Genomic DNA, 12374 nt, shown 5'->3' on the forward strand with positions numbered 1-12374 from the left:
GACAGCAGCTAACACCCCCAGCCACCACACAGCAACGACTGAAAGGAAAAGGCTTACCACCTGCACCAACACCGCTACCCGCCAACCGAGTGAAGGTTCGCGGGCACATCGGCGATCCTTCAAGACAACACCACCCACAAACCACAACAAGGCACGCAGGACAACCTGCGAGCCTTATGCCAGCGCTACCCATCATCCAAAGCCAGACTGACGGGCGATCCAGCGACCCCAAGTCCGGCTTCACGTGCTGCCGGAAGCAGCAGGAGCAACGGGGATTCTTAAGCCCTTAAAGGCGAAGCCAGGCTGGCAGGATCCCCGACTACGCTTCACATGCCACGGGAAGCGGCAGATGCAACGGGGCCCCTTAGCTCTTAAAGGCGAACCCGCCAATCAAGGCCAGCCTCCGAGCAAAGCTCGGCGCACCAGGACTGATTAAAGGGGTGGCGAGGGAGGAGCACTCCAGGGCTCTGATTCGGCGAGGATAAGCTCCTTGATAACGCCAAACGTGTGCATGGTTCCGCGTGAAAGGTGAACGCGGAATGTGCTTCCGACTTCGCCTTCCTCGATGCGATGCCACGAGAAATCAGTGCGGATGAGCTCCCGGTTTTTGCGCTCGATGATATGCAGACCGTGGTCGAGGAGGATTGTTTCCGTATCGGTGCGGATGAACCACACGCGGTCCCCCACGCTGCGGCGCTTCAATCCAGTCAAGCTGCGATGGTCTTCGCGCAGGCGGGTAACAGACTCGATAACACCAAAGCGGTGCTCGAAACCTTCCGTGTCTGCGAGGACAAGCGGGCGGCCAGGGCCCACCGGACGGAGTGCTGAGACCTGCCACGCCACAGGTTGCCCTCGTTGTCCTTCCTTCGATACCGGCCGTACGACTGCCACGCACGTGGCTCGATGCGGCTGGGAAGTAGAGGCGTTCTCCTCTTGAAACTGGCTTGGGATGCGCTGCTCATCGAGGCACCGTGAGGACTCGGTGGGAGCCTTGTCAACCAGGCCCGCCGGAAGCGCGGTGGGCACCATGGATACCGGGTGCTCTGAGGACTTGGTCGAAGCCGGAACAACAGGGCCATGAGGAGAAAAGGTAGGGACTGTGGGCATCACGGTAACGCGATGAGACGGGGTAACGACGAGCCAGAGGCCTTCGGTGATGAGGTGGCGGTCGAGAGGCACGAGCGGCGGGTGGACGGCTGCCATGGACTCTAGGCGGGCGGTGAGTTCGTCGTCAGGCACGCCCCAGCCGTATCCTTCCGCCGCCAGCATTCCAAACAGGGTTCCCAAAGGTAAGTCCGGTTGGCCTTCCCACGCGGCGCGTAATGCGGCGAGGGTTCGGTCAATACGGGTTGGGTCAAACATGACTCCTAAGCCTAGTAGGCCCACGATCACCAAAGCCGCCCAACCCCATCAGGGATTGAGCGGCTTACAGACCTGCTAATCAGGAAGAGCCTTAAGCCCTAGCGAGAATTAGCCGAGGATCTTGGTAACGCGGCCAGCGCCGACGGTACGGGAGCCCTCGCGGATAGCGAAGCGCAGGCCCTCGTCCATAGCGACCGGCTGGATGAGCTCTACGGACATCTCAACGTTGTCGCCCGGCATAACCATCTCGGTGCCCTCCGGCAGCTTGATGACACCGGTAACGTCGGTGGTGCGGAAGTAGAACTGCGGACGGTAGTTGTCCATGAACGGGGTGTGGCGGCCGCCCTCTTCCTTCTTCAGGACGTAGACGGAACCCTCGAACTTGGTGTGCGGGGTGTAAGCGCCCGGCTTGATGCAAACCTGGCCACGCTCCACCTCTTCACGCTTGGTACCACGCAGAAGCAGACCACAGTTGTCGCCAGCCTCGGTGTAGTCCATCATCTTGCGGAACATCTCGATACCGGTAACGGTGGTGGACATGGACTTGTCCTTGATACCGATGATCTCGATGTCCTCGTTGACGTTCAGGGAGCCACGCTCAACACGGCCGGTAACAACGGTACCGCGGCCGGTAATGGTGAAGATGTCCTCGATCGGCATGAGGAACGGCTTGTCCAGCTCGCGCTCCGGATCCGGGATGGACTCGTCGCAGGCGTCCATCAGGTCGATGACGGACTGTACCCACTTCTCGTCGCCCTCGAGAGCCTTCAGAGCGGAGATGTGAACGATCGGTGCTTCCTCGTCGTAGTCCTGCTCAGCGAGCAGCTCGCGGATCTCCATCTCGACGAGCTCGATGATTTCCTCATCGTCAACCATGTCGCACTTGTTCAGTGCAACGAGGATGTACGGAACGCCAACCTGGCGAGCCAGAAGAACGTGCTCGCGGGTCTGCGGCATCGGGCCATCGGTTGCAGCAACAACCAGGATGGCACCGTCCATCTGAGCAGCACCGGTAATCATGTTCTTGATGTAGTCGGCGTGGCCCGGGGCGTCCACGTGTGCGTAGTGGCGCTTCGGGGTGGAGTACTCCACGTGGGAGATGTTGATGGTAATACCGCGCTCCTTCTCCTCAGGAGCCTTATCGATGGAGTCGAATGCGAAAGCGGTGTTCTCCTCCGGGTAAGCGTCAGCCAGAACCTTGGTGATCGCTGCGGTGGTGGTGGTCTTGCCGTGGTCGACGTGTCCGATGGTGCCGATGTTCACATGCGGCTTCGTACGCTCGAACTTCTCCTTTGCCACTGTTTGTCCTCCTGGACTCTATGGCGGCTACGTATTTCGCAGCCACGTGGTTTGTATTGCCATTGGCACTTCGAGCCGAAGCCCATAAGCGCTAATGACGCTTTCTTACGTGCCAGTTACACGATCCTAGATTTATGCCGCAGTTTTTTCAAACTGCCCAAATAGGAGGTAACCCCGCCCAACACGTGCGGACGTTGACCCTCGACAAGAATCAATTTAAAGGATCCTGGGAGGGTAACGGCCGGCTCAACGCGCAAAAACCTTTACGCACTCAGCGGACCGCTACCTCCCCAGCGTTGGGAGCTGGTGCCTACTGGCGAAGACTACCAGCCCCACGAGGAAGGGAATCGATCAGATCCCCTTAAGCCTTAGGCCTTGGTGCCGGTGCGCTCCTCGATGATCTCCTGTGCCACGGAGGAGGGAACCTCAGCGTAGGAATCGAAGACCATGGTGAAGTTTGCACGACCAGCGGTGGAAGAACGCAGGTCACCGATGTAGCCGAACATCTCGGACAGCGGAACCTTAGCCTTAACCACCTTGGCGCCGGAGCGGTCTTCCATAGCGAAGACCTGGCCACGGCGGGAGGAGATGTCACCGTTAACGGTACCCATGTACTCCTCCGGGGTCACGACCTCAACGGCCATGATCGGCTCAAGCAGAACCGGCTTTGCCTTAGCAACGGCCTCCTTGAGGACCTGGGAGCCAGCGAGCTTGAAGGCCATCTCAGAGGAGTCAACATCGTGGTAAGCACCATCCTCGAGGGTGGCCTTGATGTTCACCAGCGGGAAGCCAGCAACGAAGCCGTACTGCATAGCGTCCTGGATACCCGCGTCGACGGACGGGATGTACTCCTTCGGAACACGGCCACCGGTGACGGAGTTCTCGAACTTGTAGGTTGCGGACTCGCCCTCTTCCAGCTCTTCCGGATCCGGGTTATAAGGCTCGATGGTGACGATAACCTTTGCGAACTGGCCGGAACCACCGGTCTGCTTCTTGTGGGTGTAGTCCAGGGACTCAACCTTCTTGCGAATGGTCTCACGGTAAGCAACCTGCGGGTTACCGATGTTTGCCTCAACCTTGAACTCGCGCTTCATGCGGTCAACCAAGACGTCCAGGTGCAGCTCACCCATGCCGCCGATAACGGTCTGGCCGGATTCTTCGTCGAGCTGGACCGTGAAGGTCGGGTCCTCTTCAGCCAACTTCTGAATAGCGGTACCCAGCTTCTCCTGGTCAGCCTTGGTCTTCGGCTCAATAGCAACCTGGATAACCGGATCCGGGAAGTCCATGGACTCGAGGATGATCGGGTTGTCCGGGTTACAGAGGGTATCACCGGTGGTGGTTTCCTTCAGGCCGATGAACGCGTAGATGTTACCGGCGTCAGCATGCTCGACCGGGTTCTCCTTGTTCGCGTGCATCTGGAAGAGCTTGCCCACGCGCTCCTTCTTGTTCTTGGTGGAGTTGAGCATGTTCTCGCCTGGGATAGCCTGGCCGGAGTAAACGCGCACGTAGGTGAGCTTGCCGAAGAACGGGTGTACGGCAATCTTGAAGGCCAGTGCGGAGAACGGCTCCTGAACGGAAGGCTTACGGGTCAGGGTCTCCTCGCCATCGAGGGAGGTACCGTTGACCTCGCCGATGTCCAGCGGGTTCGGGAGGTAGTCAACAATGGCGTCGAGCAGCGGCTGAACACCCTTGTTGCGGTAAGCGGTACCGCAGAAGACCGGGTAGATCTCGGAGTTAACGGTCAGCTTGCGGATAGCGCCCTTGATTTCCTCAATGGTCAGCTCTTCGCCGCCGAAGTACTTCTCCATGAGCTCTTCGTCAGACTCAGCGACGGTCTCGAGCAGCTTCTCGCGGTACTCCTCAGCCTTCTCCTGAAGGTCGGCCGGGATCTCCTCGATGGTGCCATCGGTACCAATCTCGGTCTTGCCGCGCCAAGTGATGGCCTGCATGTTGATCAGGTCGACGACGCCGTCGAAATCATCCTCAGCACCGATCGGCAGCTGCATAACCAACGGCTTAGCGCCGAGGCGATCGATGATGGTCTGAACGGTGAAGTAGAAGTCAGCGCCCAGCTTGTCCATCTTGTTGACGAAGCAGACACGGGGAACGTCGTACTTAGCAGCCTGGCGCCACACCTGCTCGGACTGCGGCTCCACGCCTTCCTTACCGTCGAAGACAGCAACAGCGCCGTCGAGAACACGCAGGGAGCGCTCAACCTCAACGGTGAAGTCCACGTGACCCGGGGTGTCAATGATGTTGATCTGGTTATTGTTCCAGAAACAGGTCACAGCGGCGGACGTAATGGTAATGCCGCGCTCCTTCTCCTGCTCCATCCAGTCAGTGGTGGCGCCACCGTCGTGGGTCTCGCCGACCTTGCGGTTGATGCCGGTGTAGTAGAGGATGCGCTCGGTGGTGGTGGTCTTACCCGCATCGATGTGCGCCATGATGCCGATATTGCGGACCTTGTGCAGATCCTTAAGCACTTCTTGTGCCACAGTTAATACCCCAACTTAATTGTCGTCGACGCCGGCGTCAGTTATGCACTGACGCAACTTCAAATGACGTCTTCATGGATAGGTCTTGGTCTATTTTGCCACGTCTAGGCTTCTTCGTCAGCGTGAGAGCTAAAGCCCACGCCATAAAAAATAGCCCGAACAACGCTATTCAAGTTTAGGTTCCCCACTAGCTAGCGTGCAGAGCTCCACCAAAGGGAGCGAGAACACGCACTGTCAGCGCAGGTAAACGATGATATCGCTGTTCGAGCCATGATGCCATGTGGCGGGTTCTACCGGCGGGATTACCAGCGGTAGTGAGCGAAGGCGCGGTTGGCCTCAGCCATCTTGTGAGTATCCTCACGACGCTTAACAGAAGCGCCCAGGCCGTTGGATGCATCGAGGATCTCGTTGGCGAGACGCTCGATCATGCTGTTCTCACGACGCTGACGGGTGAAGGTCACCAACCAACGCAGAGCCAGGGTGTTGGAACGAGCCGGCTTAACCTCAACCGGCACCTGGTAGGTAGCGCCACCCACGCGGCGGGAGCGGACCTCGAGGTCCGGGCGGATGTTGCCCAGAGCCTTCTCCAGGGTGCCAACCGGGTCGGTACCGGTCTTCTCGCGGCAAACCTCAAGAGCGCCGTAAACGATGCGCTCAGCGGTGGACTTCTTGCCGTCACGCAGGATCTTGTTCACGAGCATGGTGACCTGCTCGGAGTTGTAAACCGGGTCCTTAACTACAGGACGCTTCGGTGCAGCATTCTTACGCATTGTTGATTACTGTCCCTTCTTTGCGCCGTAGCGGGAACGAGCCTGCTTACGGTCCTTCACGCCCTGGGTATCCAGTGCGCCGCGGATAATCTTGTAGCGAACACCCGGGAGGTCCTTCACACGACCACCGCGGACGAGCACCATGGAGTGCTCCTGCAGGTTGTGGCCCTCACCCGGAATGTAGGCGGAAACCTCGATACCGGAGGTCAGGCGCACACGGGCAACTTTACGTAGAGCCGAGTTCGGCTTCTTCGGGGTGGTGGTGTACACGCGAGTGCACACGCCACGGCGCTGCGGGGAGCCCTTCAGGCCGGCCGTAGCAACCTTGGCCTTCTTGGAGTGGCGGCCCTTTCGGACCAGCTGCTGAATAGTTGGCATAAATCTAGTCTTTCTCTATGACTTCGGCTTGAACTGACCGCTTTGACAAGTCCAAACATGCAAAAATAGGGGCTCTTCTCCGGGGCCCTTCCGCATGTCCAGAACGTCCCTCAACCACAGAATGGTCGAGATACCGATCAGACTTTTCATCTCCTATAAAGATGAAACCTAGAATAGACTACCACCACCCCGCTGATCTGCCCAAATCCATGATGTGGCTGCTTGGCTTGGCACTCAAGATGCAGTGAGTATTAGCGCCACTCCCAGGTCAGGTCCGCCTCCACCGCGCGCTCAGCGAAGTGCTCTTGTTCCTGCTTCTCCCAGGTGTCAAACCACTCTTCGTAGCCGGGGTCGCGCTCAAGGGCGCGCTCGCGACGCTTCTCGCGCGGCCCGTCGATGCGCACAGTCACCACGGAGCCGCGCTCGTTGGCGGCGGCTACGGTGGCCTCGGTGACAGAACCAACTCCTTCGACGATCAGATCATCGCGCTCATCCAAGCTGGCCCAATCCTTCGGCGCGTTGGCTTCCCAGTCCCAGCGCCAGTACCCCGGGTTATTCTCCCGCAGCACTTGCTCCGAGACCATCTCTGAGCCTTCTTTCAGCCCATGCCAGCCGGGGTAGAACTCATCAAGGTGGACTACTCGCCACCCGGTACGCTCCGCGAGGGCCACGGAGGTCCAGGTCTTGCCAGCACCCGAGGGGCCGTCGATAAGCACGGTGACCGGGCGCATCGGGCGCTTGCGTGCCGCCGCGAGCGACATCACATCATTCAAGAGCCTGTCCATCTCGGCGGCGTTGGTATCGGCAGTTCCCTTACCGCCTTCCCGATGGTCCGTGCGGTCCGTGTCCTGCATGTTGTCTTTCACCACTTCTGGGTTTGTCTAGCGTGCAGCTTTTAAGAGAGTCATCCTAGAGTCCAAAAAATCTCCAGGACCCACTGAGAACCGAAACTACCACCGGAAGCGCCGCAAGGCCGGTTCCCACCACCATCACCAGCCAGTCCCGGCCGGCCAGGCGGGAGGGCCGCGCCCAGGTGCGCTGGCCTCCGCCCGGCGGTGTGCGCCCGAATCCGCGCGCCTCCATCGCCGTGGCCAGCTTGCCGCCGCGCCTCAGGGCTAAGACCAACAAGCCGAAGGACATGGTGATGAGGTGCTTGATGCGGCCTTCGTCAGTAAGCCCACGTGCACGCCGCGCCATGGCGAGGTACTGCCAATCAGATTTAAAGAGCGTCATCATGCGCACCCCGGCCACCGCCCCGATAACGAAGCGTGAGGGAAGCTTGAGGATTTGGGAGAGCGCATCACCTAGCTCCGTCGGGTCAATATCCCGCGCCAGCACCACCATGGGCAACGCCACCGCCAGCACACGCACAGTAATGGTGATGGCCAGCTCTAGCGAGTTATCACTCACCGTAATCAGCCACCAACTGAAGTACTCCCTGCCACCGGGCGCACCGTAGAGCAACATCGAAATTCCGGACAACGGCGCAATAAGAAACAGGAACCACCCAGCCTTCACCAACCGCGGCCACGACACCCCACACAGCGGCGCGAACAGCAGAGTCATCCCCAACGACACGACTGCTGAGACCCAATCCACCGAAAGCAACAAGGGCGTAACCCACACGAACATCAGAAAGATGCGTGTCAGCGGATTCACCCCGCGCAACAAACCAGCACTGCCCAAACGGTCAGCGCCCTTCACGCTCACCGAAGACGAATTAGCCACGGCTCACCTCCACTCGGTGGTCACCCAACGCGGAAATGAACAGCGGATCATGGGTGACTGAAGCAATCGTCGTCCCCTCATCCGCCATGCGCCGCAGCAGCCACACCAGCTCTGTGAAGGTGTGGGGGTCTTGGCCGAAGGTGGGTTCATCAAGTAGCAGCACTTCCGGGGCACTCACCAGGGCCGTCGCCACCGACAAACGGCGCTTCTCCCCTCCCGACAACGTAAACGGGTTGGCGTTGAGCAGATGCCCCAGGCGCAGCGAGTCCACGAGCTCCGCAATGCGCGCCTCCGGCACCTCGCGGTGCATAACCCGGGGTGCTACGCGCAGCTCTTCTGCCACTGTGCGTGCGACGAACTGATGCTCCGGGTTCTGGAAGACGAACCCAATGCGGTCCGCCAACTCCCGGGACTTCCACGTCAGTGGCGAGCCTGTCAGCCCCCGCCGCACATACTCTGCCACACCAATCTCTCCGGAGACTGCCGGAAGCAGCCCCGCCACCGTCATCAGCCACGTAGTCTTGCCCGCACCATTCGGCCCCGTAATCACCGTGGACATCCCCCGCGGCAGCACATAGCTACGCGGCGGCCCGAAGCGGGTGACCAAGTCCGTACTCCACAGCGCCGCCGAATCCAGTACTGCCGAACCCGGTACCACACCAGCACTGCTTGACGACGCCCCATCATTCCCCCGCGCCCGCGGCAAACCGCTAATAGAGCGCGAAGCCACGACAGACTCCACAGGACCGTCAGCGACGATGCGCCCATCCTTCAGCTCAATCGCGCGGTCGAGCACTCCCTTCCATGCCGCGTGCTGGTGCTCCACCACGATGAGAGTGGCGCCGGTGCGCTCCACCATGGTGGACACCGCGTCAATGACCTCACGCGCTCCCTCCGGGTCGAGGTTTGCCGTCGGCTCATCCAGCAACACCATGCCCGCGCCCATCGCGATGACACCGGCCAAGGCTAAACGCTGCTTCTGCCCTCCGGAGAGCTGCTCGGTAGGAAAGGACAAGTCCACCGATGGCCCCACCATCGATAGCGCCGCCGACACCCGCTGCCAAATCTCAGAGCGCGGATATGCCAGATTCTCACAACCAAAGGCCACGTCATCGCCCACGCGCGCGGCAATCACCTGCGAGTCTGGGTCCTGCAGTACCAGCCCCACCGGAATCGTGCGTCCGGGTGGCTCCACGTGGCCAGAGGCATCTTCAAGAAGAATCTCCCCGACACGGGTACCTTCATCATCCCCACCAAGCACGCCCGCTATGGCTGCCAGCAGCGTGGATTTCCCGGAACCGGAATCACCACACAGCAGCACCTTCTCCCCCGGCGATATAACTAAATCAATATCCGCCAGCGCCGGCGCACGCCTCCCCGCATGCGTCCAGCCATAGCCACGGGCCACCAGCTTCGTGGCCCCAGCACTACCCACATCAGCCATCAGAACCAGCCATCACAGTCAGCAACGCCAACCAACCTCAGTCAACGATCGACAAACAACAAACAACGCGAAACAAGTAAGAACAGTGCAAAACAAGTACCAAGCAACGCTTGTCTAAGCGTTGTTCTGTTCGCGGCCAACCGCAAAGCGATCCAGCGCACCAGTCTTCGCAAGAGCATTGACCACGATATAGCCCACAGCGCCCGCCAGAATGGCCCCGGAGACACTCAGCGTCACCAGGTAGATGATGTTGAACTGCAGAGTCTTACCCAGGTTTCCGGAGGTAAACAGCTCCAGCACAAACGCACCCCAGCCCGCCGCCATGCCGCTAAGCATCGCAATGCCCAAGCTAAAACGGCGGTAGAGGAAGATAGCCAAGACAATCTCGACACCAATGCCCTGCGCAATTCCGGAGTACAACGTACTAATGCCCCATTGGGAGCCCAGCACCGCCGACACGATGGCCGCCAACAGCTCCACGTAGAGTGCGGCACCCGGCTTCCGGATAATCAGGCCACCGACAACACCACCCAGCAGCCAAATACCAGTGGCAATACCGCCCAAGCCCGGCGTGAGCGCATCCATGGCCTGGAACCAGGCGTAGCCCACCGTGTTCCATGCCAGGAACACAATTCCGCAGGCCACACCCAGCACGGATGCCACCACGATGTCAACGACGCGCCAGTTCAAACTGCGTGGAGCAACACCATTCGCAGTTTCGCCGCTATTAACAAATCCACCATGAGATACAGAGTTCATGATTCCTCCCTTTCGCCGGCATTACCCGGATCAGGTTCGACGGTTCGCCGCCATGACGCGGCATCTCAGCATCCTCAGCCAATCCATGAAAAACCCAATAAAACAAAAGAAATGGAATCGGGCTAAACACAATCAAGGCAAACAAGGAAGCACCCGTGACGATGTGTAATTAGAAGCCGCCAGCGCCAAAAGAGCACCAGCTAAGCACGCTCAAAAAGCACTGTCAGCTTAGCAAGGAGCACCTCACGAGAACACATCTACCTCTGCTTCAAACAAAAGAGAAACACCACCGGGCCACTCAGAAGAAAACGAATGTACCCCGTCGCGTCCTCTGACCTACGCGACGGGGTACGTGCACACCGGCTTTAAAAGCCAGCGGCCATGAGCCTCCACTCGTACAGCTTAAGGAAAGGAAAAGCTTCGGTAGAGACCCAAGACTATGAGAAATAACAAAGGGTATTTCGGAACTATCAAACAAAGCCGAGCAATGAGCTAGGCCACGCCACCGAGGCTTAAAGCCCCGGCAGCACTGCCCGAGATCATCAACTCTCACGTTGGGCGGGAGGTTAACGCACCTCCCGGGGCGGTGTTTTTAGAGGAAACACAACCTCACGCTTCGATTACTTGGAGGAACCGTTAGAGGAACCTCCACCCGGCGCACAAGCATCAGCGATAAGGCCAATAGCCAGAGCACCAGCAGCAATCAGAGCCACAGCACCAGCAGCCTGCTGATGATCAACACCGAAACGCTTCAGCTGCGCATCGATACCAGCCATCTTGCCAGCCAGCGGACCATTAAACACACCAGCCTGCTTCTGCAGCTGAGTATTCAGATCCCGAATCTGCTTGTTAATCGGAGCAACAAAGTCCGACAGACCCGGAATATTCATCTGCGAAGCCAGACCAACCGGAATCAGGAACAGCAGCGGAATACCAACACCCAAACCGGTGTTAATGCAACGCTCGTTCGGCTTCGAAGACAGGTCAGAAGAACCATTACCCGTCTTCTCCTCAACCTCGACGACTACCTTGTCGATCTCGTTGCCGTCCTTGTCCTTGACAACGACAACAACCTTGTCACCAGGCTTAGCGTCCTTATCGATGTCGACAATCAGCTTGCCGTTCTCATTGATTTCAGCCTTACCCGGGCCTTCGGTCTCAACCGTGGTGTCATCCGGAACGTCACCGCCGGTGTTCGGGATCTCAACCTTGTCGCCAGGCTTACCCTTGCCATCCTTCCAATCCGGCTTCTCAGCAGGAGCATCGGGTTCGCCAACCGTGACGGTGACGTCAACATTGTCCTTAGAACCATCCGGGTAAGTCACCTCAACCGGAACAGTGATCTTGTCACCAGGCTTGGCGTCCTCCGGAACCGGAACCGTGATCTCACCGGTGTTCTCATCAACGGTCACACCCTCAGGCGCGTTCTCACCAGGGGTGAACTTGGTGTCCTCAGGAGCCTTGGTGTCATTGCCGTCCTTGTCCTTAAACTCCGGAGCAGGAACCTTGACATCCTCACCCGGCTTACCGTTGCCATCCTCGTAGCCAGGCTCGAACTCGTCAGCCTGATCAGTATCAGGAGCGCTCGGCTCGGTAACAGTCACGGTCGAATCGTCGATCGTGTTACCTTCCGGATCCTTCACCTCGACGACAACCTTGTCACCGGGCTTAGCATCCTCATCGATGTCGACAACCAGGTTACCGTTCTCGTCGATTTTAGCCTTACCAGGACCCTCTACCTCAACCGTAGAGTCTTCCGGAACATCACCACCCTCGTTCGGCACAGTAACCTTGCCACCGGGTTCACCTTCACCGTCGCCCCATTCGGGCTTCGCATCAGGGTCAGTGACAGTCACCGTGACATCAACCTCGTCGGTCGAGCCATCCGGGTAGGTCACAGTCACCGGGACAGTGATCTCATCACCCGGCTTCGCATCCTCCGGAATCTGAACCTTCAGCGAACCGTCCTCGGCGACCTCAACACGATCCTTGTCGGTGGTGAACTTGGTGCCTTCCGGAACAGTGACCTTGTCTCCGTCCTTGTTAGTAAAGGTCGGAGCACCAACCGGCGCCTTGGTACCAGGCTTACCGAAGCCGTCCTCGTAGTTAGGCTCGAAGGTTGCGGCATTGGTGGGGTTA

10 protein-coding genes and 1 riboswitch are annotated in these 12374 nt (G+C 59.0%); all 10 genes read right to left on the bottom strand.

Translation table 11 applies throughout. The annotated features are described in order from the left end of the window. Nucleotides 1-432: 432 nt before the first annotated feature. Nucleotides 433-1362, bottom strand: coding sequence for a hypothetical protein (locus tag HMPREF2943_RS07010; RefSeq protein WP_070711183.1), 930 nt, complete (start codon nucleotides 1360-1362; stop codon nucleotides 433-435). 108 nt (nucleotides 1363-1470) lie between these two features. Further along, a complete protein-coding gene (tuf, locus tag HMPREF2943_RS07015) occupies nucleotides 1471-2661 on the bottom strand; it encodes an elongation factor Tu (protein ID WP_070444762.1) in 1191 nt (396 codons plus the stop codon). Between the two features lie 368 nt (nucleotides 2662-3029). After that, a complete protein-coding gene (gene fusA, locus HMPREF2943_RS07020; protein WP_070711184.1) occupies nucleotides 3030-5156 on the bottom strand; it encodes an elongation factor G in 2127 nt (708 codons plus the stop codon). Nucleotides 5157-5458: 302 nt separating this feature from the next. After that, complete coding sequence (rpsG, locus tag HMPREF2943_RS07025; RefSeq protein ID WP_010189692.1) at nucleotides 5459-5926, bottom strand: 30S ribosomal protein S7; 468 nt, start codon at nucleotides 5924-5926, stop codon at nucleotides 5459-5461. Nucleotides 5927-5932: 6 nt separating this feature from the next. Continuing rightward, a complete protein-coding gene (gene rpsL / locus HMPREF2943_RS07030; RefSeq protein ID WP_010189693.1) occupies nucleotides 5933-6304 on the bottom strand; it encodes a 30S ribosomal protein S12 in 372 nt (123 codons plus the stop codon). A gap of 251 nt (nucleotides 6305-6555) precedes the next feature. Next, the gene (locus tag HMPREF2943_RS07035; RefSeq protein ID WP_070711186.1) at nucleotides 6556-7158 is read right to left on the bottom strand and encodes an isopentenyl transferase family protein; all 603 of its coding nucleotides are present in this window, start codon (nucleotides 7156-7158) and stop codon (nucleotides 6556-6558) included. A 55-nt stretch (nucleotides 7159-7213) separates the two neighbouring features. Then, nucleotides 7214-7936 carry an energy-coupling factor transporter transmembrane component T family protein gene (locus HMPREF2943_RS07040; RefSeq protein ID WP_070711187.1) on the bottom strand — a complete coding sequence of 241 codons (723 nt, stop codon included), beginning with the start codon at nucleotides 7934-7936 and terminating at the stop codon, nucleotides 7214-7216. Between the two features lie 88 nt (nucleotides 7937-8024). Beyond that, complete coding sequence (locus HMPREF2943_RS07045; protein WP_070711185.1) at nucleotides 8025-9476, bottom strand: ABC transporter ATP-binding protein; 1452 nt, start codon at nucleotides 9474-9476, stop codon at nucleotides 8025-8027. 114 nt (nucleotides 9477-9590) lie between these two features. After that, on the bottom strand, nucleotides 9591-10235 hold the full coding sequence (locus HMPREF2943_RS07050; RefSeq protein WP_246817290.1) for an ECF transporter S component: 645 nt from the start codon (nucleotides 10233-10235) through the stop codon (nucleotides 9591-9593). Then, nucleotides 10224-10402, bottom strand: a riboswitch (TPP riboswitch). It overlaps the preceding gene by 12 nt. A 453-nt stretch (nucleotides 10403-10855) precedes the next feature. Beyond that, the coding region (locus HMPREF2943_RS07055; RefSeq protein ID WP_210399725.1) for a YPDG domain-containing protein at nucleotides 10856-12374 on the bottom strand (1519 nt) is incomplete at its 5' end.

Source organism: Corynebacterium sp. HMSC072D12, assembly GCF_001813925.1.
Lineage (GTDB): Bacteria > Actinomycetota > Actinomycetes > Mycobacteriales > Mycobacteriaceae > Corynebacterium > Corynebacterium aurimucosum.

What these genes read in the sequence shown, in the direction of transcription:
- rpsG (WP_010189692.1), bottom strand. Translation starts at nt 5,926, where the DNA reads ATGCGTAAGAATGCTGCACCGAAGCGTCCTGTAGTTAAGGACCCGGTT.
- HMPREF2943_RS07010 (WP_070711183.1), bottom strand. Translation starts at nt 1,362, where the DNA reads ATGTTTGACCCAACCCGTATTGACCGAACCCTCGCCGCATTACGCGCC.
- HMPREF2943_RS07050 (WP_246817290.1), bottom strand. Translation starts at nt 10,235, where the DNA reads ATGAACTCTGTATCTCATGGTGGATTTGTTAATAGCGGCGAAACTGCG.
- HMPREF2943_RS07035 (WP_070711186.1), bottom strand. Translation starts at nt 7,158, where the DNA reads ATGCAGGACACGGACCGCACGGACCATCGGGAAGGCGGTAAGGGAACT.
- HMPREF2943_RS07045 (WP_070711185.1), bottom strand. Translation starts at nt 9,476, where the DNA reads ATGGCTGATGTGGGTAGTGCTGGGGCCACGAAGCTGGTGGCCCGTGGC.
- rpsL (WP_010189693.1), bottom strand. Translation starts at nt 6,304, where the DNA reads ATGCCAACTATTCAGCAGCTGGTCCGAAAGGGCCGCCACTCCAAGAAG.
- HMPREF2943_RS07040 (WP_070711187.1), bottom strand. Translation starts at nt 7,936, where the DNA reads ATGTTCGTGTGGGTTACGCCCTTGTTGCTTTCGGTGGATTGGGTCTCA.